The following is a 22,766-nucleotide window of genomic DNA, read 5'->3' as shown; positions in this document are numbered from 1 at the left end:
CGGACCCCCGGGCTCCGTCGACGCCAGGTCGCCGGGGGTGTGTGAGAGGGCCGGATACGGGGAACCTTCTGGTCTCCCACCGCGTTTCCGGTTCGTGCACAGTGACATCGCGGTGACAGGGTGTGGCGACGGGCGGGGTGCGGCTACGATGACCGGCACAAGGACGGACGGCGTTAGGGAGTCGTCTTCTGGGGCGGCGCCCGGTGCTTCCCCCGGTCACGGGAGCCGGGGCGAGCCGTTGCCGGGACGAGGAGGACGGGGCATGGTGCAGAAGGCCAAGATCCTCCTGGTCGATGACCGGCCGGAGAATCTGCTGGCGCTGGAGGCCATTCTCTCCGCGCTCGATCAGACGCTGGTGCGGGCATCGTCCGGGGAGGAAGCGCTCAAGGCGCTGTTGACGGACGACTTCGCGGTCATCCTGCTCGACGTCCAGATGCCGGGGATGGACGGTTTCGAGACCGCCGCGCACATCAAGCGGCGGGAGCGGACCCGGGACATCCCGATCATCTTCCTCACCGCCATCAACCACGGCCCCCACCACACCTTCCGGGGGTACGCGGCCGGTGCGGTCGACTACATCTCGAAGCCGTTCGACCCGTGGGTGCTGCGCGCCAAGGTGTCCGTCTTCGTCGAGCTCTACATGAAGAACTGCAAGCTGCGCGAGCAGGCCGCCCTTCTGCGGCTGCAGTTGGAGGGCGGCGGAGAGACCGGCCAGGGCAAGGAGTCCGCTGGCCTGCTCGCCGAACTCTCCGCCCGCCTCGCGGCGGTCGAGGAGCAGGCGGAGGCGCTGTCGAAGCAGCTCGACGACGACTCGGCCGACGCCGCGGCCGTGGCCACCGCCGCGCATCTGGAGCGCAAGCTCACCGGGTTGCGCCGCGCGCTGGACGCGCTGGAGCCGGGCACCGGCGCGGCGTCGAGCCTCCCCGCCCAGGGCTGACGCACCGTCACCGGAAGGCCGGTCCCCGTGATCGGCCGTCAGCATCGTGCCCCGGCACGGGCGACACGATCGGGTGAGGCGGACAGCCCGAAGCTTCACCGGTAACCTCAGCATCATGGCTTCACGTACGTCCGGCAAGAGTTCTCAGGGCACGGCGGGCGCCGCGAAGCCGCGCGCCGGCCGTACGACGGGCGCCGCGAAGAAAGCGGCACCCGCGAAGCCCGCCGTCAAGCCGCCCGCCAAGAAGGCGCCGGCCAAGAAGGCCGCGCCCGCCAAGCGGGCCCCCGCGCGCAGGCCGGTGGCGAAGAAGGCCGCGCCCCGTCCCGCACCGTCGCCCACCGGTGGTGTCTACCGGCTCGTGCGCGGTGCCTGGCTCGGACTCGCCCACGGCGTCGGCGCGATGTTCCGGGGCATAGGGCGCGGCGCCAAGGGCCTCGACCCTGCCCACCGCAAGGACGGGCTCGCCCTGCTCCTCCTCGGCCTCGCTCTGATCGTGGCCGCGGGCACCTGGTCCAACCTGCGCGGCCCGGTCGGCGACCTCGTCGAGATGCTGGTCACCGGCGCCTTCGGTCGGCTCGACCTGCTGGCGCCGCTGCTCCTCGCCGGGATCGCCGTGCGGCTGATCCTGTATCCGGAGAAGCCGGAGGCCAACGGCCGGATCGTCATCGGGCTCTCCGCCCTCGTCGTCGGCGTCCTCGGGCAGGTGCACATCGCGTGCGGCTCGCCGGGCCGCGGCGACGGGACCGGCGCCATGCAGGACGCGGGCGGCCTCATCGGCTGGGCCGCCTCGCAGCCGCTCGTCTTCATGATGGGCGAGGTCCTCGCCGTCCCGATGCTGGTGCTCCTCACCGTCTTCGGCCTGCTCGTCGTCACCGCGACCCCGGTCAACGCCATCCCGCAGCGGCTGCGCGCCCTCGGCGCCAAGCTCGGCCTCGTCGAACCCGCGTACGACCCGGAGGCCGAGGGGTACGAGGGGCACGGGGGCTACGACGAGGAGTGGCGGGACGCCGAGCCGCGGCCCGCACGCCCCGCCCGGCCCGTGCGCCGCCGTGCCACCGGCCCGGCGGAGCCGTACGACGTGGACCGGGCCGAGGCCGAGATGCTGGAGCGGCGCGGCCGTGCCGCCCGCCGCTCCGGCGAGGCACCCGCCTTCGACCCCGGCATGGACCCGGTGGACGTGGCCGCGGCCGCGGCGGCCGCGCTCGACGGCGCGGTGCTCAACGGCATGCCGCCCTCGCCGATCGTGGCCGACCTGACCAAGGACGTCACCGCCGAGCGGGACGCCGCCGTGGCCGCGGCCGCCGCGGAACGGGCCGAGAAGGCGGGGTCGGCCGCGCCGGTGCCGCCCGCGCGCGGCGGCGACCGGCGCGCCGGCGGCGGCGTACCGGATCTGACGAAGCCGGCGCCCGAGCCGACCGACCTGCCGCCGCGGGCCGAGCAGCTGCAGCTCGCGGGCGACATCACGTACGCGCTGCCCTCGCTCGACCTGCTGGAGCGCGGTGGGCCGGGCAAGACCCGCAGCGCCGCCAACGACGCCGTCGTGGACGCCCTCACCAACGTCTTCACCGAGTTCAAGGTCGACGCGGCCGTCACCGGCTTCACCCGCGGTCCGACGGTCACGCGGTACGAGGTCGAGCTCGGCCCCGCCGTGAAGGTCGAGAAGATCACGGCCCTCACCAAGAACATCGCCTACGCCGTGGCCTCGCCCGACGTCCGGATCATCTCGCCGATCCCCGGCAAGTCCGCGGTCGGCATCGAGATCCCGAACAGCGACCGGGAGATGGTCAACCTCGGCGACGTGCTGCGGCTCGCGGCCGCGGCGGAGGACGACCATCCGATGCTCGTCGCGCTCGGCAAGAACGTCGAGGGCGGCTACGAGATGGCCAACCTGGCGAAGATGCCGCACGTCCTGGTCGCCGGCGCCACGGGCTCCGGCAAGTCCTCGTGCATCAACTGCCTGATCACGTCGATCATGATAAGAGCGACGCCCGAGGACGTCCGGATGGTGCTGGTCGACCCCAAGCGGGTGGAGCTCACCGCCTACGAGGGCATCCCGCACCTGATCACGCCGATCATCACCAACCCCAAGCGGGCCGCCGAGGCGCTCCAGTGGGTGGTGAAGGAGATGGACCTCCGCTACGACGACCTGGCGGCGTTCGGCTACCGCCACATCGACGACTTCAACCAGGCGATCCGGGACGGCAAGATCAAGCTGCCCGAGGGCAGCGAGCGCGAGCTCAACCCCTACCCGTACCTCCTGGTCATCGTCGACGAGCTCGCCGACCTGATGATGGTCGCGCCCCGGGACGTCGAGGACTCGATCGTCCGCATCACCCAGTTGGCCCGCGCCGCCGGCATCCACCTGGTGCTCGCCACCCAGCGGCCTTCGGTGGACGTCGTCACCGGTCTCATCAAGGCGAACGTGCCCTCGCGGCTCGCCTTCGCCACCTCCTCGCTCGCCGACAGCCGGGTCATCCTCGACCAGCCCGGGGCCGAGAAGCTCATCGGCAAGGGCGACGGCCTCTTCCTGCCCATGGGCGCCAACAAGCCGGTCCGCATGCAGGGCGCCTTCGTCACCGAGGACGAGGTCGCGGCCGTCGTCCAGCACTGCAAGGACCAGATGACTCCCGTCTTCCGGGAGGACGTCACCGTCGGCACCCGGCAGAAGAAGGAGATCGACGAGGACATCGGCGACGACCTGGACCTGCTCTGCCAGGCCGCCGAGCTGGTCGTCTCGACCCAGTTCGGCTCGACCTCGATGCTCCAGCGGAAGCTGCGGGTGGGCTTCGCGAAGGCCGGCCGGCTGATGGACCTGATGGAGTCGAGGAACATCGTCGGACCGAGCGAGGGCTCCAAGGCGCGGGACGTCCTGGTGAAGCCCGACGAGCTGGACGGCGTGCTGGCCGTCATCCGGGGCGAGTCGGGGGAGTAGCCCGCCGGGAGGCGGGGCAGCCGGAGCGGTGGGGCGCGTGCCCCGCCGCCGGGGGTCGGCGTACCCGATCGAGACCGGGCCGAGACTCACTCGTAAGGGAACACAGGGCAACCGTTTCCCCTGGCCGTACGTCAAGTTGGACGGTGGGACAGAAGGATGTCCCGGCCCCATGGCGAACAACCAGCCTCATGGCGTACAAACAGCACCCGCCCGGTTGCCCCACCCTTTCGTACCACCCATAGACTGAACGTCCAGCAGGTGGCTACACGCTCGAAAGGCGCTCTCGTGTCCATCGGCAACTCCCCCGAAGACGACCGGACGTTCCCGGCAGACGACCGGGACTCGATCGGTCGTGCTCTCCAGCAGGCCCGCGTCGCCGCCGGTCTCACCGTCGAAGAGGTCAGTGCCTCCACCCGTGTCCGGATTCCGATCGTGCACGCGATCGAGGAGGACGACTTCTCGCGCTGTGGCGGCGACGTCTACGCCCGCGGCCACATCCGTACCCTCGCGCGCGCCGTCGGGCTCGATCCGGCCACGCTGATCGAGCAGTACGACGCCGAGCACGGTGGCCGTCCCGCGCCCACCCCCGCCGCCCCGCTCTTCGAGGCGGAACGCATCCGCCCCGAGCCGAGGCGACCCAACTGGACCGCCGCGATGGTCGCGGCCATCGTCGCCGTCGTCGGCTTCGTCGGCTTCACGATGTTCGACGGGAACGAGGCCCCGAAGGGGACCACCGCCGCCGACGGCGGCCCGGCCCCCGCTCCGGAGAAGGCGACCTCCGCCGCCAAGCCGAAGCCGGTCAAGCCCGTCGCCCCGAAGCCGACCGAGAGCGCGATCGCCGCCGTCCCGCAGGACAAGGTGACCGTGAAGCTCACCGCCGTCGACGACAAGAGCTGGATCTCGGCCAAGGCCCACGACGGCAAGCTGCTCTTCGACGGCCTGCTCCTCAAGGGCGAGTCCAAGACCTTCCAGGACGACGAGCGCGTCGACCTCGTCCTCGGCAACGCGGGCGCGATCGAGCTCTACGTGAACGGCAAGAAGGTCGCCGACACGTTCGAATCCGGCCAGGTCGAGCGGCTCAGCTACACCAAGGGCGACCCCGAGGCCGGCTGAGACCCGGGCTTCCCGCCCCCCGATGTGACCTCCGTCGCGCAGGTGAACCCTGCGCGACGGGGGAACGGCCGGGACGAAGTAGTCTTGAGTCCATGCCCGAACGCCGTACCGTCGCCCTTGTCACTCTTGGCTGCGCCCGTAACGAGGTGGACTCGGAGGAGCTCGCAGGCCGCTTGGCAGCGGACGGCTGGGAGCTCGTCGAGAACGCCGAGGAAGCGGACGTCGCCGTCGTCAACACCTGCGGATTCGTCGAAGCCGCCAAGAAGGACTCCGTCGACGCCCTGCTCGAAGCCAATGATCTGAAGGACCACGGCAAGACCCAGGCCGTGGTCGCCGTCGGCTGCATGGCCGAGCGGTACGGCAAGGAGCTCGCCGAAGCCCTCCCGGAGGCCGACGGCGTCCTCGGCTTCGACGACTACGCCGACATCTCCAACCGCCTCCAGACCATCCTCAACGGTGGCAGTGTCGAGGCGCACACCCCGCGTGACCGGCGCAAGCTGCTGCCGCTGTCGCCCGTGGAGCGCCAGGAGGCGGCCGCCGCCGTGGCCCTGCCGGGGCACGGAGCCCCCGAGGCCCCCGTCGACGCCCCGGAGGACCTCCCCGAGGGCCTCGCGCCCGCCTCGGGCCCCCGCGCCCCGCTCCGCCGCCGGCTCGACGCCAGCCCCGTCGCCTCGGTGAAGCTGGCCTCCGGCTGCGACCGCCGCTGCTCCTTCTGCGCCATCCCCTCCTTCCGCGGCTCCTTCGTCTCGCGCCGTCCCTCGGACGTCCTGAACGAGACGCGCTGGCTCGCCGAGCAGGGTGTGAAGGAGGTCATGCTGGTCTCCGAGAACAACACCTCGTACGGCAAGGACCTCGGCGACATCCGGCTCCTGGAGAGCCTGCTGCCCGAGCTGGCCGCCGTCGACGGCATCGAGCGCGTCCGCGTCAGCTACCTTCAGCCCGCAGAGATGCGGCCGGGGCTGATCGACGTCCTCACCTCGACCGACAAGGTCGTGCCCTACTTCGACCTCTCCTTCCAGCACAGCGCCCCGGACGTGCTGCGGGCCATGCGCCGCTTCGGCGACACCGACCGCTTCCTGGAGCTCCTGGAGACCATCCGCTCCAAGGCGCCCACGGCCGGTGCCCGCTCCAACTTCATCGTCGGGTTCCCGGGCGAGACCGAGGCCGACTTCGCCGAGCTGGAACGCTTCGTCACCCACGCCCGGCTCGATGCCATCGGCGTCTTCGGCTACTCCGACGAGGACGGCACCGAGGCCGCCACGTACGAGCACAAGCTCGACCAGGAAGTCGTCGACGAGCGGCTCGCCCACCTGTCCCGGCTCGCCGAGGAGCTCACCGCGCAGCGCGCGGAGGAGCGCCTGGGAGAGACCCTGGAGGTACTCGTCGAGTCCTTCGACGAGGAGGACGGCTGGATCGGCCGCGCCGCCCACCAGGCGCCCGAGACCGACGGGCAGGTGGTCCTCACCACGGCCGACGGCACGAGCCCCGACCTCGCCGTGGGCCGTATGGTCAGTGCGAAGGTCGTCGGCACGGAAGGCGTCGACCTGGTGGCCGAGTGTCTTTTCGAGGAGGCAGGCAGATGACCGGAGTCCCGGCATCCGCGACGGGCGGGACCGGTAGGCCGGCGCCCCGCGGCAAGCTGGGCACGGCGGCCGTCAACCAGGCCAGTCTGTGGAACATCGCCAACATCCTCACCATGATCCGGCTCGTGCTCGTGCCGGCCTTCGTGGTGCTGCTCCTCCAGGACGGCGGGCACGACCCGGCGTGGCGTGCCTGGGCGTGGGCGGCCTTCGCGGTGGCCATGATCACGGACGTCTTCGACGGGCACCTCGCCCGCGCGTACAACCTGGTCACGGACTTCGGGAAGATCGCCGACCCGATCGCCGACAAGGCGATCATGGCGGCCGGACTCATCTGTCTGTCCTCCCTCGGCGACCTGCCCTGGTGGGTGACCGGCGTGATCCTCGCCCGCGAGCTGGGGATCACCCTGATGCGGTTCTGGGTCATCCGGCACGGGGTCATCCCGGCCAGCCGCGGCGGCAAGATGAAGACGCTGGCGCAGGGCACGGCGGTCGGCATGTACGTCCTCATGCTCACCGGCCCGCTGGCCACCCTGCGCTTCTGGGTGATGGCGGTCGCCGTCGTGCTGACCGTCGTCACCGGTCTGGACTATGTGCGACAGGCCGTCGTCCTGCGGCGCAGGGGGCTGGCCGAGGAGCGCGAGGCGGCACGGTCGGAGACGGCGACGCGATGACCGAGGCCGCCCGGGCGCTGGCGCTGCTCGCGGAGCGTGACCACACGCTCGCCGCGGCGGAGTCGCTCACGGGTGGTCTGGTGGCCGCCGAGCTGACCGGCGTACCCGGGGCGTCGAAGTCCTTCCTGGGGTCCGTCACGGCCTACGCCACCGTGCTGAAGCACGAGCTCCTCGGTGTCGACCGGGCCCTCCTCGCGGAGCGCGGCGCGGTGGACCCCGAGGTCGCGCTGCAGATGGCGGCGGGTGTCAGGGACCGGCTCGGCGCCGACTGGGGCATCTCGACGACCGGGGTCGCGGGACCCGACCCGCAGGACGGCCAGGCCGTCGGCACCGTCTACGTGGCGGTCGCGGGTCCGGCCGCGAAGGGCGCCGGGGCCGGGAAAGTGGTCTCGTTGAGGTTGAACGGCGACCGTACGGACATCCGTAGAGAGAGCGTACGGAGCGTGCTGGCACTGCTGCTCGAGGAACTCTCGGGAAATGCGCGGGCACAGGATACGGAACACCACGGGGGGAATTGATGTTTGCAGCCCTGAGTGAACACGACATCGCTCCCCGCACGGCCGCAGCGGGAGGCGGTACGGTAGGGCGTGAAGGATGCGGCTACGCGGTCCGAGGAGGGAGCCACCGATGATTCTGCTCCGTCGCCTGCTGGGTGACGTGCTGCGTCGGCAGCGCCAGCGCCAGGGCCGTACTCTGCGCGAAGTCTCCTCGTCCGCCCGAGTCTCGCTCGGCTATCTCTCCGAGGTGGAGCGGGGGCAGAAGGAGGCTTCCTCCGAGCTGCTCTCCGCGATCTGCGACGCGCTGGACGTACGGATGTCCGAGCTCATGCGCGAAGTGAGCGACGAGCTGTCGCTCGCCGAACTGGCCCAGTCGGCAGCGTCGAGCGAACCGGTGCCGGCACCGGTGCGCCCGAGGCTCAATTCGGTGTCGGTGACGTCGGTGGCAGGTATGCCCACCGAGCGGGTGACCATCAAGGCGCCCGCGGAAGCGGTGGACGTCGTCGCCGCCTGAACCGAAGCACGTGGGGCGAAGCCCCGGTCGGTGCCCCACGGGGTGCCTGCCGGGGCTTTTCTCGTTTCCGGGCGTTCCCTCGGGTGGTTTGTTTGAGATGTCGGTTTCCGGACAGGCGTGCCATGGTGGGGGAACGTTCGAATGGTGGGAGATTTCGCATGTCCGTGGTGAAGAGCCCGTTGTCCGAGACCGACCTCAAGACGGTCGGCAACGCTCTGCAGGGGGCGCTGGTCGACCTCGTCGATCTCGCCCTGGTGGCCAAGCAGGTGCACTGGAACGTCGTCGGGCCGCGCTTCCGCTCCGTTCATCTGCAGCTCGACGAGGTCGTGGACACGGCACGACTGCACTCCGACACCGTGGCGGAGCGGGCCTCCGCGCTCGGTGTGAACCCCGACGGACGCGCGGCGACCGTGGCCTCCTCCAGCGCCGTCGGCACGGTCCCGGAGGGATGGATCAAGGACGTGGACGCGGTCCGGATCCTGGTCGACGCCCTGGGCGCCGTCACCACCCGGATGCGGGAGCGCATCGACGCGACGGCCGACCCCGATCCGATCAGCCAGGACCTCCTCATCGCCCTCACGGGCGACCTGGAGAAGCACGCCTGGATGTTCAGCGCCGAGAGCGTGTAGGGCGGCCCCGCCGTGGCGATACGCAGGGCGTGCGCCGGGGTTGCCCCCGGTGCGCCCTCCCGCCGGGTGATCCTGCCGGTCTAGCGTCGACCGCAGGAGGCGGCCATGGTACGGCGACGTTTTCCGCCGGTGACGCTCGCGCTGGTCGCGGTCGGGCTGGTGGCCGGGGGGCTGTGGTGGTGGGCGCTGGTGCGCCTGCTGCTGATACCCGGCGAGACCGGGCCCGTGGAGGGTGCGGTGATCGCGGGCGGCTGGGGGCTGAGTCTGCTTCCGGTCCACGTCACCGCGTCGGCGCGGCGGTCGGTCGCCGGGCACGGGTCCCTCGTCACCAGGGCATGGCGACGCCGCCGTTCGGGCGGAGTATCTGGCCCGTCGTGAACGAGGAGGCGTCGGAGGCCAGGTGCAGGACCGCGTGGGCGATGTCCTCGGCCTCGCCGACCCGCCCCAGCGGCGAGTGACGGACCATCGCCGCCTCGGCCTGCTCCTGGGCGGCCGGTTCGTGGCGGTCGGTCATGGGCGTGCGGATCCATCCCGGGGCCACCGCGTTGACCCTGATGCCGTGCCGCCCGGCCTCCACCGCCAGGGTCTTCGTCAGCTGGACCACGGCCGCCTTCGTGACGCTGTAGCAGAGAAGTCCGGGGCTCGCCGTGTCCATCGCGCCCGACGCCATCGTGACGATCGACCCCCGGGTGCCGGAGGCGATCATCGAGCGAGCCGCCTCCTGGCACGCGTACAGGACGCCCTTGAAGTTGACCGCGAGGACGCGGTCGAGGTCCTCGTCGCAGGTCTCCAGGACCGGGCTGGTGTGCATGACGCCCGCGACCGCGGCCATGACGTGGAGCGGGCCGGCCGAGCCCACGGCGGCCGCCAGGGCCGTGCGGTCCGTGACGTCCAGGGCGTGGACGTGCGCGGTGCCGCCGTCGCGGGCGATCAGTGAGGCGGTCTCCTCGAGCCCCCGCTCGTCGAGGTCCGCGCCGTGCACGGTGGCGCCCGCCTGGGCGAGGAGGGCGGCGGTCGCGCGGCCGATCCCGCTCGCGGCGCCGGTGACGAACGCGGTGCGGCCGGTGAGGTCGTACGCCGAGAGGGTCATGTCCGGACCGTACGACCGAATCTGACGGATCGTCAATCGGTGTGTCGGGTGCGGGAGGTGGAGTCCGCGCCGGCGCCGCTCCGGGTGGGGCCGGGCTGGCAGCCGGGGCACCAGTACGTGATCCGGTCGCCGTTCCCCGGTTCGGCGTCGGCCTTGCGGACACGGGCGCCGCAGCGCAGACAGGCGCGGCCCTCGCGGCCGTAGACGTGGAGCGGGGTGCCGGGGAAGCGCGCGGTGGTCGTCGTACGGCGGTCGGGGCGCTCCTTGTTCGCCTCCAGGAGCCGGTGGGCGGTCGCGACCAGCCGTTCGGGCACCTCGTCGCCGAGGTCGCCGACCGGGAGCCAGGGCGAGACGGCGGCGAGGAAGGCCAGCTCCGACTTGTACACGTTGCCGATGCCGGCCAGGTTGCGCTGGTCCAGCAGGGCCTCGCCGAGGGGCCGCGCCGGGTCCGCGCACAGCCGGCGCACGGCCTCCTCCGGGTCCCAGTCAGGGCCCAGCAGGTCCGGGCCGAGATGGCCGACCACGCGGGACTCCTCGGCGGTGCGGACCAGCTCCAGGACCGGGAGCCGGTAGCCGTACGCGGTGGACTCGGCGTTCCCGAGGATCGCCCGGATCTGGTGCTCCGGGCCGCCGCGCGGGCGCTCCCCGGTGGGGTGGACGCGCCAGGCGCCGTCCATCCGCAGATGCGAGTGGAGGGTGAGCCCGCCCTCGATCCGGGCGAGCAGGTGCTTGCCGCGGGGAGTGACGTCGAGGACCGTCCGCCCGGTGAGGTCGGAGGTCGCGAACCGGGGGACGCGGAGGTCGGCGCGGGTGAGGACCCGGCCCGCCAGCGCGGCGTGCAGGCGGCGGGCGACCTGCCAGATGGTGTCTCCTTCGGGCACGCGTCCATTGTGCGGGGTCCCGGGGCGGAGCGGGGGTGTCCGCAGTGCGGGAGCCGGTCAGGGGCGGAGGCGCAGGCCCTTGGGCGTGGCCACGAAGCCGGCGGCTTCGAGGGGGCGGGCGAAGGGCGAGGTGAGGGCCGGGACGGCGTTGACGCGTTCGAGGGTGACGGTGCCCAGGGCGCCGCCGCGGGCGGAGGAGGCCAGGGCCTCGGCGGCGGCGGCGAGGGCGGGGTCGTCGGGCTCGGCCGGCCAGGCGAGCAGGGTCTTGCCGCCGCGCTCCATGTAGAGCGTGAGCTCCCCGTCGACCAGGACCACCATCGCGCCCGCCTTGCGGCCCGGCTTGTGCCCGGCGCCGGTCGGCGGCTCTGGCCAGGAGAGGGCCGCGCCGTACGCGTTCGCCGGGTCGGCGGCGGCGAGGACCAGGGCACGGGGGCCCGCGGCGGCCTCGGCGCCCCGGTCGCGGGCGGTCGCGGCGGCGCGGAGCCGGTCCACGGCCCCGTCCATCGCGAACTGGGCCGCGCCGAGACCCTCGACCACGTAGCCGCGGCGGGCCTGCCCGCTGTCCTCGAAGGCCGACAGGATCCGGTACGTGGCGGAGAAGCCGCCCTCGACGCCCTCGGCGGCCACCGCGCCGCGCGTGACCACGCCGTGCCGGTCCAGGAGCGTACGGGCGAGGGCGTGGGCGCGGTGGGTCGGCTCGGGCTCGGCGGGCGGCAGCAGCGACCAGCGGCCGGAGACCGTGGGCGGGCCGGTGCGGGACGCCGGACGGGCGGCCGCGGTCAGCGTGCCGTACCGGCCGCGGGGGACCGTGCGGCGCGCGCGGTGGGCGGTGGAGCCGGCCGTGCGGCCCGAGCCGAGGAGGGCGCGCAGCGGGGCCAGGGTGTCGTTGGTGAGCCGGCCCGACCAGGCCAGCTCCCAGAGGGCGTCGGCGAGCTGGGGGTCGGTCGCGTCCGGGTGGGTGGTGGCCCTGACCTGGTCGGCGATCTGGCGGAAGAACAGTCCGTACCCGCCGGAGAGGGCGGTCAGCACGGACTCGTGCAGCGCGGTCGTCTCCAGGGGGTGCGGCGGCGGCAGGAGCAGAGGGGCCGCGTCGGCGAGGTAGAGCGACACCCAGCCGTCCTTGCCGGGCAGCGATCCCGCGCCCGCCCAGAGCACCTCGCCGGTGGTCGTGAGCTCGTCGAGCAGCGTCGGGGTGTAGTCGCGGACCCGGGACGGCAGGATCAGCTTCTCCAGCGCCGAGGCGGGGACGGGCGCGCCCTGGAGCTGCTCGACGGCGCGGGCGAGGCCGTCGATGCCGCGCAGGCTGTTGCTCCCCAGGTGCTGCCACTGCGGCAGGAAGGTCGCCAGTGCCGCCGGGGGCACCGGCTCCAGCTCGTGGCGCAGGGCCGCGAGGGAGCGGCGCCGCAGCCGACGCAGGACGGTGGCGTCGCACCACTCCTGGCCGATGCCCGAGGGGTGGAACTCGCCCTGGACGACCCGCCCCGACGCGGCGAGCCGCTGGAGGGCGCCGTCGGTGACGGCCGTGCCCAGGCCGAAGCGTCCGGCCGCGCCGGACGAGGTGAACGGGCCGTGCGTGCGCGCGTACCGCGCGAGGAGGTCGCCCAGCGGGTCCTTGACGGGTTCGGTGAACGCCTCGGGCACGCCGACGGGCAGGGCCGTGCCCAGCGCGTCGCGGAGCCGGCCCGCGTCCTCGATCGCCGCCCAGTGCTCCCGGCCCGCGATCCGCACCCGAAGGGCACGCCGGGCGGCCGCCAGCTCCGGAGCCCAGCCGGGCTCGGCGCCCCGCTCGGCGAGCTCGGCGTCGGTGAGCGGCCCCAGGACCCGCAGCAGGTCGGCGACGCCCTCCACGTCCTTGATGCGGCGGTCCTCCGTCAGCCACTGGAGCTCCCGCTCCAGCTCGGCCAGCACCTCGGGGTCCAGCAGCTCCCGCAGCTCCGCCTGGCCGAGCAGCTCGGCCAGCAGGCGGGAGTCCAGGGAGAGGGCGGCCGCCCGGCGCTCGGCGAGCGGCGAGTCCCCCTCGTACAGGAACTGCGCCACGTAGCCGAAGAGCAGCGAGCGGGCGAAGGGGGACGGTTCATGGGTGGTGACCTCGACGAGGCGGACGCGGCGGGCCTCGATGTCGCCCATCAGCTCCGTCAGGCCGGGCACGTCGAAGACGTCCTGGAGGCATTCGCGGACGGCCTCCAGGACGATCGGGAACGAGCCGAACTCGCTCGCCACCTGGAGGAGTTGCGACGCGCGCTGACGCTGCTGCCAGAGCGGGGTGCGCTTGCCCGGGTTGCGCTTGGGCAGCAGCAGGGCGCGCGCGGCGCACTCCCGGAAGCGGGAGGCGAACAGGGCGGAGCCGCCCACCTGGTCGGTGACGATCTGACCGATCTCGCCCTTGTCGAACAGGGCGTCGGCCGCGCCGATGGGCGCCTTGTCGGCGTCGTACGCGGTGTCCTGGTGCCGGCCGGGGTCCACCGGCTCGTGGTCGAGGAGGTCGAGGCCCATCTCCAGGCCCATCAGGTCGGCGTCCGGCAGGCGCAGCACGATGCCGTCGTCCGCGTGCATGACCTGGGCGTCCATGCCGTAGCGCTCGGCCAGCCGGGCACCGAGCGCCAGTGCCCAGGGGGCGTGCACCTGCGCGCCGAAGGGGGAGTGGATGACGACCCGCCAGTCGCCCAGCTCGTCCCGGAAGCGCTCGACGAGGATCGTCCGGTCGTCCGGCACGTGACCGCACGCCTCGCGCTGCTCCCGGAGGTAGGCCAGGACGTTGTCCGAGGCCCACGCGTCCAGGCCGGCGGCGAGCAGCCGCAGCCGCGCGTCCTCGTCGGAGAGGGCTCCGACCTCGCGGAGGAACGCGCCGACCGCCCGGCCCAGTTCGAGGGGGCGACCGAGCTGGTCGCCCTTCCAGAACGGCAGCCGGCCCGGCACCCCGGGCGCGGGCGTGACGAGCACGCGGTCGCGGGTGATGTCCTCGATCCGCCACGAGGTGGTGCCGAGCGTGAAGACGTCGCCGACCCGGGACTCGTAGACCATCTCCTCGTCGAGCTCGCCGACCCGGCCGCCGCCCTTCTTCGGGTCCGAGCCGGCGAGGAACACGCCGAACAGACCCCGGTCGGGGATCGTGCCGCCCGAGGTGACGGCAAGCCGCTGCGCCCCCGGCCGCCCGGTGACCGTCCCGGTCACCCGGTCCCACACCACGCGCGGGCGCAGCTCGGCGAAGGCGTCCGAGGGGTAGCGCCCGGCCAGCATGTCCAGGACGCCGGTGAACGCCGACTCCGGCAGCGACGAGAACGGCGCCGCCCGGCGCACCACGGCCAGCAGGTCGTCCACCTGCCAGCTGTCGAGCGCGACCATGGCGACCAGCTGCTGCGCCAGGACGTCCAGCGGGTTGGCGGGGACGCGCATCGACTCGATGGACCCCGAGCGCATCCGCTCGGTGACCACCGCGGCCTGCACCAGGTCACCGCGGTACTTGGGGAAGACCACGCCCGTCGACACCGCGCCGACCTGGTGTCCGGCGCGGCCGACCCGCTGGAGTCCGGAGGCGACCGAGGGCGGCGACTCGACCTGCACGACGAGGTCGACCGCGCCCATGTCGATGCCCAGCTCCAGGCTGGAGGTGGCGACCACGGCGGGCAGCCGGCCCGCCTTCAGGTCCTCCTCCACCTGGGCCCGCTGCTCCTTCGACACCGAGCCGTGGTGGGCCCGGGCGAGCAGGGTCGGGGCGCCCCGCGCCGCCCCGGACTGGGCCATGATCTGGGCCGGCGGGCCGCTGTCCGGGAGAGGTTCGCCGGTCGCCCGCTCGTACGCGATCTCGTTCAGGCGGTTGCACAGGCGCTCGGCGAGGCGGCGCGAGTTGGCGAAGACGATCGTGGACCGGTGGGCCTGGACGAGGTCCGCGATGCGCTCCTCGACCTGCGGCCAGATCGACGGCTTGTCGCCGCCGTCCTTGCCCTCGGAGGCCGGGGAGCCGGCCAGCTCGCCCATGTCCTCGACGGGCACGACGACGGAGAGGTCGAACTCCTTGCCCGAGGGCGGCTGGACGATCTCCACCGCGCGCGTGGGGGAGAGGTAGCGGGCCACCTCGTCCACCGGGCGGACCGTGGCGGACAGGCCGATCCGGCGCGCGGGGCGGGGCAGCAGTTCGTCGAGCCGCTCCAGGGAGAGCGCCAGGTGCGCGCCGCGCTTGGTGCCCGCGACCGCGTGGACCTCGTCCAGGATGACGGTCTCCACGCCCGAGAGGGCCTCGCGGGCGGCGGAGGTCAGCATCAGGAAGAGGGACTCGGGGGTGGTGATCAGGATGTCCGGCGGCCGGGTGGCGAGCGCTCGGCGCTCGGCGGGCGGGGTGTCGCCGGACCGGATCCCGACCCGGACGTCCGGCTCCGGAAGCCCCAGCCGGACCGACTCCTGGCGGATGCCGGTCAGCGGGGAGCGCAGGTTCCGCTCGACGTCCACGGCGAGCGCCTTCAGCGGCGACACGTACAGCACGCGGCAGCGCTTCCTCGCCTCGGCGGGCGGCGGCTCCGACGCCAGCCGGTCCAGGGAGGCCAGGAAGGCGGCCAGCGTCTTGCCCGAGCCGGTCGGCGCCACGACGAGCACGTCCGAGCCCTCGCCGATGGCCTTCCAGGCACCCTCCTGCGCCGACGTGGGCGCGGTGAAGGCCCCGGTGAACCAACCACGGGTCGCGGGGGAGAACGAGTCGAGCGCGGACCTGACCATGCCCCCCATCGTGCACCCCGCCACTGACAACCGCCCGGACCTGTGGACGACCGGCCGGCGGGAGCCGCCCCGGACCTGTGGACGAGGGGTCGGCGAGAGCCGCCGCGAGCCTGTGGGGGACCGGACCGCGAGCGCCCTCCGCAGTGTCGACGACCGGCCGGCGAGAGCCGCCCCGGTTCGGCCCGGGGAGGAGCCGGGGGGAGCCGTCCCGCGACGACCGCCAGCGGCCCCTGGCGCAGAATGGGAGCATGGCGAGCGGGGAGCGGGCACGGTACTGGCAGTTCTCCGAGCTGCCCGGAGTCGACCTGCTGCACGCCCACTACATCCACAAGGCATTCGCCCGGCACACCCACGAGAGCTTCGTCTTCGCCGCGATCACCGAGGGCGTCGAGGCGTTCCACTACCGCGACGACCTGGTGCACGCGGGCCCCGGGCAGATCGCCCTGGTCAACCCGGACACCTCGCACACCGGGCACGCGGGCGTCCCCGAGGGCTGGACCTACCGCACGATCTACCCCGACGCGGAGATCGTCCGCTCGATCGCCGCCGACACCCTCGCCCTGCGCGGCTCGGTGGGCTTCACCTCGCCCGTGGTCGACGACCCGTACGCCGCCCGGCTCGTCGTCGGCGTCCACCGGGCCGCCGAGGAGGGCAACGCGCTCGCCGCCGACAGCCTGCTCCGGCTGGTCACGGCCCGGATGCTGCGCAGCCACGGCGGGCTGATCACCCCCCTCCCGCCGCACTCCGCCGGGGCGCGCAACGCCGCACGCGCGCGGGCGGTGCTCGAGGAGCGGCTGACCGGACCGCCGACCCTGGAGCGGCTCGCCGCCGACCTCGACACCAGCCCCTTCGCCCTGCTGCGGGCCTTCCGGGCGGCGTACGGGATGCCGCCGCACACCTGGCTCACGGACGCGCGCGTGCGGCGGGCCCGGCAGCTGCTCGACGCCGGCACGCCCCCGGCGGACGCGGCCGCCGCCGTCGGCTTCACCGACCAGTCGCACCTCAACCGTCACTTCACCCGAAGCGTCGGGGTCCCGCCGGGCGCCTACCAACGCGCGCGGGGCGTCCGTGCCGGCGGCCCGGTGAGCCCCGGGCCACGGTGATCCCCGGGCCCTCCCGGTGACTCCGGCGGCCCCGGCGCCCCCGGGCGGCTTCCAGGCGCGGGGCCGCAAGAACGTACAAGACCGGGCCGCGCCGGCTCCCGTAACGTCCCTGACGTGGCAGAACAGACAGCACCCCCCGTCATACGCGACGGCGCGGCACCGGAGAAGCCCGACGCGGCCGTCGTCCGCGACGCCCTCGGAGTCGGCGTCGCCGTCGGCCTCTCCGGGTTCGCCTTCGGCGTCACCTCGGCGGGCTCCGGCCTCAGCCTGCTCCAGACCTGCGCGCTCAGCCTGCTGGTCTTCACGGGCGCCTCGCAGTTCGCCCTCGTCGGCGCGCTCGCCGCGGGCGGCAACCCCTTCACGGCCGCCGCCGGAGCCTTCTTCCTCGGCACCCGCAACGCCTTCTACGGGCTGAGGCTCTCCCAGCTCCTCGCCCTGCCGAAGGCCGTCAGGCCCCTCGCCGCGCACTGGGTGATCGACGAGACGACGGTGGTCTCGCTCTCCCAGCCGTCCCGGCGGGCCGCGCGCATCGGCTTCACCGTCACCGGTCTCACCCTGTACGTCCTGTGGAACGTGACCACGCTGCTCGGCGCGCTCGGCGCCGAGGCGATCGGCGACACCGCGGCCTGGGGACTCGACGCGGCCGGTCCCGCCGTCTTCCTGGCGCTGCTCGCCCCCATGCTCACGTCGGCGACCGAGCGGGCCACCGCCGGGATCGCCGTCCTGCTCGGCCTCGGCCTCCTGCCCGTCCTGCCCGCCGGCGTCCCCGTCCTCGCCTCCGCCCTCGCGGCGCCGGTCGTGCTCTGGCTCCGGGGCCGCGGGAAGGGCTCCGCCGCGGGAGACGGCACGGACGGACCGGCCCGGGACACCACGGCACAGGAGGACCCCCGATGAACGTCTGGATCGCGATCGCCCTGACCGCCGTCGGGTGCTACCTGGTCAAGCTGATCGGCCTGCTCGTCCCCGCCGGGGCGCTGGAGCGCCCGCTCGTGCAGCGGCTCGCCGCCCTGCTCCCCGTCGCCCTGCTCGCCGCGCTCACCGCGCAGCAGACGTTCAGCGACGGGGGCTCGCTCGTCGTCGACGCCCGGGCCGCCGGACTGGCCGCGGCCGCCGTCGCGCTCGTCCTGCGGGCCCCGTTCCTGGTCGTGGTCGGTGCGGCCGTCGTCGTCACGGCGGGGGTACGGGCCCTGGGCTGGTGACCTCGGGCCCGTACGGCCCGCCGAGAGGACGGCCCCGGGCCGGGCCGCCGGAGCGGGGTCAGTCGATGGGGCGGCCGTGGGCGCGCAGGGTGCGCAGGGCCTCGACCGTGACGATCGGCCGCCACTCCAGGGCCGATCCCGGCGCCCAGGCGCGCCAGCGGATCGGCCAGCCGCCGTCCTCCTCCTGGTCGGCCGCGAGCCGGTCGAGCGACCGGGCCATCTCCTCCTCCGTGAACCAGTGCGCGGCCAGCGAGTCCGGCACGCGCGCGTAGTCGTGCGGGAAGTGGTGCTCGCCCGGCGCGTACCCGTCCGCGACCGGGTGGTCCTCCGGCCGGTCCGGGTCGAGGACGGCGAGGCCCTGCTCCCGGACCAGCCGGCCCAGCCGGTCGGCGGCGGCCTCCGCACGCGCGCGGTCCGGGGCCCCGTCGAGGAAGGCGACGGCGGCCTGGACCTCGTACGGGTGGGTCTTGTCCAGCGCCTCGACGGCCGCCCAGCAGAACTCGGTGGCCCGGAAGAGCCACGCGTGCCACACCTGGTTGCGGTGGAGCAGCCCGACCACGGGACCGGTCGCGAGCAGGGCGGCCGGCGGCGCGTCGACGACCGGGACGAACGGCGCCGAGGGATAGCCGCGCTGGGAGGGGTGGACCGCCGGCAGTGCGCCCTCGTGCGTCGACACCTCGGTCAGGTAGCGGCAGATCCGTTCCACGCGCAGCCCGCCGCAGCGGCCGATGGAGTCCAGGACCCGCAGCGCGTGCGCGGTGTGCAGGGGCTGGCTGACCGGACCTCGGAGGTCGGGTTCGAGCGCGTGGCCGTAACCGCCGTCCTCGTTGAGGTGGGCGAGGAGGGCCGTCTCGACCGGGTCCGCGCCACCGCGGAGGAAGTGGTAGGCGAACCGGCGCTGTTCGAGGACCCGGGCCGTCAGCCAGACGAATCGCTCGGCGCGTGCCACGGGGGTGGAGGGAACGGGCGCCGAGGGACCGGACGTCGCGGGACCGGAAGTCGCGGGCGGGGAGGAGAGGGGTTTTTCGGCCATGCTCCGACGGTAGGGCGGAAAGTCGCGGTGACAAGGCATGTGGGCCGGGCTGCACTCTTGGGAGCGGGATACTGGGGTCATGCGGTTGACGATTTTCTGGGAACGGATGGCCGACCACTTCGGCGCCTCCTACGCGGAGTCCTTCGCGCGGGACCATGTGATGGCCGAACTCGGCGGGCGGACGGTGCGCGAGGCACTGGACGCGGGCTGGGAGGCCAAGGACGTCTGGCGGGCCGTCTGCGTCGCCGTCGACGTACCGGCGGACAAGCGCTGACGACCCGGCGAACGCCGGGGTGACGAGTGGTGATGTGCGGGGTCCCGGGGGGATTGTCCGCGCGGTGCGCGAGACTGGCGGGGTGGCCCCGACTGACGACACCGAGAAGACAGATCCGACCGACCGGACGCCCCGGAGCGATCCGGCGGCTCCCGTCACCGCTTCCGCGGAGCCGGCCCCCGGTGCCGCCGGTGCCGGCAGAGGCGGCGGCACCCCCGTCTCCGCGCCCGCGTCCTCGGCGGCGCGGATGCCGCGCTGGCTGCCCCGCGCGCTCGTGCTGGCCCTCGCGCTCTACTCCTGCTTCCTGCTGGGCAACTGGGCGTTCCACCAGCTCGTCGGCCTCCTCGTCAACATCCTGCTCGCCTTCTTCCTCGCCCTCGCCATGGAGCCGGCGGTCGGGCGCATGGCGGCGCGCGGGATGCGCCGGGGGCTCGCGACCTTCCTCGTCTTCTTCGTCGTCCTGGTCGTGAGCGTCGGGTTCGTCGTCCTGCTCGGGTCGATGCTCGCCGGCCAGATCGTGGACATGGTCGAGAACTTCCCCAAGTACCTCGACTCGCTCATCAACTGGATCAACCAGAACTTCCACACCGACCTCTCGCGGGTCGAGGTCCAGGACAGCGTGCTGAGTTCCGACTGGCTGCAGAAGTACGTGCAGAACAGCGCGTCCGGAGTCCTCGACGTCTCCGCCACCGTCCTCGGCGGCCTGTTCCGGCTCCTGACGATCTTCCTGTTCTCGTTCTACTTCGCCGCCGACGGGCCCCGGTTGAGGCGCGCGCTCTGCTCCGTCCTGCCGCCCGCCCGCCAGACCGAGGTGCTGCGGGCGTGGGAGATCGCGGTCGACAAGACCGGCGGCTATTTGTACTCGCGCGGCCTGATGGCCCTCATCTCCGGCATCGCGCACTTCGTCCTCTTCGAGATCCTGGGCATCCCGTACGCCCCCGCGCTCGCCGTGTGGGTCGGCCTGGTCTCGCAGTTCATCCCGACGATCGGCACCTACCTGGCGGGTGCGCTGCCGATGCTGATCGCCTTCACCGTCAACCCCTGGTACGCGCTGTGGGTGCTCGGATTCGTCGTGGTCTACCAGCAGTTCGAGAACTACATGCTGCAGCCGAAGCTGACCTCCAAGACCGTGGACATCCACCCGGCGGTGGCCTTCGGCTCGGTCATCGCGGGCACGGCGCTGCTCGGCGCCGTCGGCGCGCTGATCGCCATCCCGGCCGTCGCCACCCTCCAGGCGTTCCTGGGCGCGTACGTGAAGCGGTACGACGTCACGGACGACCCCCGCGTCCACGGCCACCGGCGGTACGGCGAGGCGGTCGTGGCCCGGCTCCAGAAGGCCCTGCACCACAAGAAGGACGGCGCGGCCGACGAGCCCCCGGCCGACGGGTCCTGACCGGCGGCCCCGCCGGGAGGTCTCAGAGGTACGAGGGGCCGGTCACCCGGTGCCGGAAGGCGTGCCAGGTCCATGCCTGGACGGCCACCAGGAGCGGGGTGACGACGAGCAGGGCGGGTACCAGCAGGCCGAGCGTGCCCGGGTCCGCCGCCCGCTCGGCCAGCGGGAGCGCGGTGCCGGCCCCGAGCGGCAGCCCGGCGAGCAGCGCACCGGTGAGTGCGAAGGACTGCCACGGGCGGCCGGCGCGTCCCACGAGCCGCCGGGCCCGCTCGTACGGCGGTCCCGTGAGCCGGAGCGCCGCGAAGCCCAGGCCGTGCGCGGCGAACAGCGCGGCCACCGCCAGGGCCGTGAGGACGGCCGTCGGGCCGGTCGCCGGGACGTACGGCCGCCCGGTGAGCAGCGCCGCGAGCAGCCACCCCCACGAGAGCGCCACCGTCCAGCTCCCGCACGTCACGGCGGTGTCGCAGCCGGCCCGCCAGCGCGGCCCCGGGCCCCGGCCGCGCGACCAGAGCCCGGCGTCCCGGACGATCCAGCCGGCCAGAAGGGCCACGACGACCGGGAACTGGCCGCTCAGGAGCTCCCCCTCCAGGGCGGGGAAGCAGCCGACGAGAACGCCTGCCGTCGCGACCAGCCAGACCTCGTTGCCCAGGAAGAAGGGGGCGAAGGAGGCGAGGACGAGGCGCCGCCCGCGGTCGTCCCGGCCGAGCCAGGGGGTGAGCATGCCGGTGCCGACGTCCGCCCCCGCGAGCACGAACCAGCCTGCGGCGAAGAAGGCGAGCAGGGCGATGGCCAGGGTCTCCACGGGGACTCCTCGGTGGTGTGCGGGGCGACGTCAGTAGCGCGGGGCGGGCAGCGCGTCGGCGGGGTCGGGCGTCCTGCCGTCCGCGCCGCCGGGCCGCTCGTCGTGGCCGAGGCCGGACTCGACGGGGCCGCGGCGGGCGTGCCGGGCCAGCAGCCAGGCGTCGAGCAGGGCGAGCAGGACGAACAGGGTGGTGAAGACCGCGAGCGAGAGCCGCATGACCCCGGGCGAGAGGTCCGACACCGCGTCCTCCGTCCTGAGCAGCCCGTAGATCACCCAGGGCTGCCGCCCGGCCTCCCGGAAGACCCAGCCGCCGATCATGGCTAGATACGGCAGGGGGACGGCCGCCATCAGGACGAGGTGCCAGAGGCGGAAGCGGAGGATGACCTTCTTGAAGCAGGCCAGGATCACCCCGGCGAAGCAGAGGTACATCATCAGGGCGAAGACGATCAGCATCACCAGCCCGCCGCCCCGGGTCCACGCCTCCGACGGCACGTAGTCACCCGGCCCGAAGCGGGCGGTCATCTCCGCCTGGACCCGCGCGACCTCGGCCGCCTTCCCGCCGAAGACCGCCGACTTCATGGGCTGGAAGGTGGCCAGGGTGCCGAACTGCAGCCCGCCGAAGACCGCGGCCGCCATCAGCGCCGGCGCCGACAGGAACACCCCGATCCGCAGGCTGCGGCCGAAGAACTCCCACTCGGGGGTGCGCCGGAACAGGTGGTACGCGCTCACGCCGGCCATGAAGAACCCGGCGGTGAGGAGCGCGCCGGCCAGGACGTGTCCGAAGGCCAGCAGCGCGGACGGGTTGGTCAGCACCGCGACCGGGTCGTCGAGGACCAGCTCGCCGCCCTCGGAGCCGTGTCCCACGGGGTGGTTGAGGAAGCCGTTCGAGACGAGGATCCAGTACGCGGAGAGGTAGGCGGTCAGGACGACGACCCAGATCACGGCCAGGTGGGCCCAGCGGTTCAGCCGGTTCCAGCCGAAGATCCACAGCCCGAGGAACGTCGACTCGACGAAGAACGCCACGATGGTCTCCACGGCCAGCGAGGCCCCGAGGACGTTGCCGGCCTCGTGGGTGAGGCCGCTCCAGGCCATGCCGAACTGGAACTCCATCACCAGGCCGGTGACGATGCCGACCGCGTAGTTGATCACGTACAGCTGGCCCCAGAAGCGCACCATGCGCGCGTGGAGCGGCTTCCGGGTCAGGGTGGCCCTGGTCTGGAGCGCCGCCACGACCGTCGCGAGCCCCAGCGTGAGGGCGACGAAGAGGAAGTGGCCGCCCGCGGTGAGGGCGAACTGCAGCCGCGCGAGATCGAGTACGTCCTGGTTCACCCCGTCAGCGTCGGCGTACGGCCCGGTGCCCGGCGTCACCCCGGGGAGGACACCCGCCGTACCCCGGCGGTTGTGCCGG

At 73.4% G+C, this 22,766-nt stretch carries 20 protein-coding genes; 14 read left to right on the top strand and 6 right to left on the bottom strand.

The window, feature by feature from the left end:
- The first annotated feature begins 262 nt into the window (after positions 1-262).
- From AB0424_RS16070 to AB0424_RS16030, 9 genes are all read left to right on the top strand, one after another.
- Positions 263-937 (top strand): response regulator, encoded by a 675-nt coding sequence (locus AB0424_RS16070; protein ID WP_366305754.1) that lies wholly within the window; start codon positions 263-265, stop codon positions 935-937.
- 115 nt (positions 938-1,052) lie between these two features.
- The gene (locus tag AB0424_RS16065) at positions 1,053-3,869 is read left to right on the top strand and encodes a DNA translocase FtsK (protein WP_366305753.1); all 2,817 of its coding nucleotides are present in this window, start codon (positions 1,053-1,055) and stop codon (positions 3,867-3,869) included.
- A gap of 285 nt (positions 3,870-4,154) precedes the next feature.
- Complete coding sequence (locus AB0424_RS16060) at positions 4,155-4,982, top strand: RodZ domain-containing protein (RefSeq protein WP_366305751.1); 828 nt, start codon at positions 4,155-4,157, stop codon at positions 4,980-4,982.
- Between the two features lie 92 nt (positions 4,983-5,074).
- Entirely contained in the window at positions 5,075-6,565 is a 1,491-nt protein-coding gene (gene rimO / locus AB0424_RS16055; protein WP_366305749.1) for a 30S ribosomal protein S12 methylthiotransferase RimO, read from the top strand.
- The gene (pgsA, locus tag AB0424_RS16050; RefSeq protein WP_366305747.1) at positions 6,562-7,236 is read left to right on the top strand and encodes a CDP-diacylglycerol--glycerol-3-phosphate 3-phosphatidyltransferase; all 675 of its coding nucleotides are present in this window, start codon (positions 6,562-6,564) and stop codon (positions 7,234-7,236) included. Before rimO ends, pgsA begins: the two co-directional genes overlap by 4 nt.
- A complete protein-coding gene (locus AB0424_RS16045; protein WP_366305745.1) occupies positions 7,233-7,754 on the top strand; it encodes a CinA family protein in 522 nt (173 codons plus the stop codon). The genes pgsA and AB0424_RS16045 overlap by 4 nt, the downstream gene beginning before the upstream one ends.
- Before the next feature lie 109 nt (positions 7,755-7,863).
- On the top strand, positions 7,864-8,247 hold the full coding sequence (locus tag AB0424_RS16040) for a helix-turn-helix transcriptional regulator (protein ID WP_366305743.1): 384 nt from the start codon (positions 7,864-7,866) through the stop codon (positions 8,245-8,247).
- A 158-nt stretch (positions 8,248-8,405) separates the two neighbouring features.
- Positions 8,406-8,876 carry a DNA starvation/stationary phase protection protein gene (locus AB0424_RS16035; protein ID WP_366305741.1) on the top strand — a complete coding sequence of 157 codons (471 nt, stop codon included), beginning with the start codon at positions 8,406-8,408 and terminating at the stop codon, positions 8,874-8,876.
- Positions 8,877-8,981: 105 nt separating this feature from the next.
- Entirely contained in the window at positions 8,982-9,254 is a 273-nt protein-coding gene (locus AB0424_RS16030) for a hypothetical protein (RefSeq protein WP_366305739.1), read from the top strand.
- Here the strand turns inward: AB0424_RS16030 and AB0424_RS16025 are convergent.
- From AB0424_RS16025 to AB0424_RS16015, 3 genes are read right to left on the bottom strand one after another with little or no spacing between them, the layout of a single operon-like run.
- The gene (locus AB0424_RS16025) at positions 9,202-9,966 is read right to left on the bottom strand and encodes an SDR family NAD(P)-dependent oxidoreductase (protein ID WP_366305737.1); all 765 of its coding nucleotides are present in this window, start codon (positions 9,964-9,966) and stop codon (positions 9,202-9,204) included. The two genes, AB0424_RS16030 and AB0424_RS16025, sit on opposite strands and share 53 nt — an antisense overlap.
- Positions 9,967-9,998: 32 nt before the next feature.
- Positions 9,999-10,847 carry a DNA-formamidopyrimidine glycosylase family protein gene (locus AB0424_RS16020; protein WP_366305735.1) on the bottom strand — a complete coding sequence of 283 codons (849 nt, stop codon included), beginning with the start codon at positions 10,845-10,847 and terminating at the stop codon, positions 9,999-10,001.
- A 57-nt stretch (positions 10,848-10,904) separates the two neighbouring features.
- A complete protein-coding gene (locus AB0424_RS16015; protein WP_366305733.1) occupies positions 10,905-15,554 on the bottom strand; it encodes a DEAD/DEAH box helicase in 4,650 nt (1,549 codons plus the stop codon).
- A 248-nt stretch (positions 15,555-15,802) separates the two neighbouring features.
- Between AB0424_RS16015 and AB0424_RS16010 the strand changes: the two genes are divergently transcribed.
- The 3 genes from AB0424_RS16010 (at position 15,803) to AB0424_RS16000 (ending at position 17,856) form a co-directional block, all read left to right on the top strand.
- Complete coding sequence (locus tag AB0424_RS16010; protein ID WP_366305731.1) at positions 15,803-16,657, top strand: AraC family transcriptional regulator; 855 nt, start codon at positions 15,803-15,805, stop codon at positions 16,655-16,657.
- A gap of 114 nt (positions 16,658-16,771) precedes the next feature.
- Entirely contained in the window at positions 16,772-17,551 is a 780-nt protein-coding gene (locus tag AB0424_RS16005; RefSeq protein ID WP_366305729.1) for an AzlC family ABC transporter permease, read from the top strand.
- Positions 17,548-17,856 (top strand): AzlD domain-containing protein, encoded by a 309-nt coding sequence (locus AB0424_RS16000; RefSeq protein ID WP_366305727.1) that lies wholly within the window; start codon positions 17,548-17,550, stop codon positions 17,854-17,856. Before AB0424_RS16005 ends, AB0424_RS16000 begins: the two co-directional genes overlap by 4 nt.
- A gap of 58 nt (positions 17,857-17,914) precedes the next feature.
- On the opposite strand, the gene AB0424_RS15995 is transcribed toward AB0424_RS16000, so the two are convergent.
- The gene (locus AB0424_RS15995) at positions 17,915-18,889 is read right to left on the bottom strand and encodes a hypothetical protein (protein ID WP_366305725.1); all 975 of its coding nucleotides are present in this window, start codon (positions 18,887-18,889) and stop codon (positions 17,915-17,917) included.
- Positions 18,890-18,968: 79 nt separating this feature from the next.
- Between AB0424_RS15995 and AB0424_RS15990 the strand changes: the two genes are divergently transcribed.
- Together AB0424_RS15990 and AB0424_RS15985 are read left to right on the top strand one after the other, a co-directional pair.
- Positions 18,969-19,163: a DUF3046 domain-containing protein gene (locus tag AB0424_RS15990; protein ID WP_366305723.1), complete on the top strand. Its 195-nt coding sequence runs from the start codon at positions 18,969-18,971 to the stop codon at positions 19,161-19,163.
- An 82-nt stretch (positions 19,164-19,245) separates the two neighbouring features.
- Complete coding sequence (locus AB0424_RS15985) at positions 19,246-20,556, top strand: AI-2E family transporter (protein WP_366305721.1); 1,311 nt, start codon at positions 19,246-19,248, stop codon at positions 20,554-20,556.
- A 22-nt stretch (positions 20,557-20,578) separates the two neighbouring features.
- Here the strand turns inward: AB0424_RS15985 and AB0424_RS15980 are convergent, their stop codons facing one another.
- Together AB0424_RS15980 and AB0424_RS15975 are read right to left on the bottom strand one after the other, a co-directional pair.
- Positions 20,579-21,358 carry a cytochrome d ubiquinol oxidase subunit II gene (locus tag AB0424_RS15980; protein ID WP_366305719.1) on the bottom strand — a complete coding sequence of 260 codons (780 nt, stop codon included), beginning with the start codon at positions 21,356-21,358 and terminating at the stop codon, positions 20,579-20,581.
- Between the two features lie 30 nt (positions 21,359-21,388).
- Positions 21,389-22,687 carry a cytochrome ubiquinol oxidase subunit I gene (locus AB0424_RS15975; protein WP_366305717.1) on the bottom strand — a complete coding sequence of 433 codons (1,299 nt, stop codon included), beginning with the start codon at positions 22,685-22,687 and terminating at the stop codon, positions 21,389-21,391.
- Positions 22,688-22,766: the final 79 nt, after the last annotated feature.

The organism is Streptomyces sp. NPDC051180, assembly GCF_040689545.1.
Taxonomy (GTDB): Bacteria; Actinomycetota; Actinomycetes; order Streptomycetales; family Streptomycetaceae; genus Streptomyces.
This window is presented reverse-complemented; position numbering and strand designations above follow the sequence as displayed.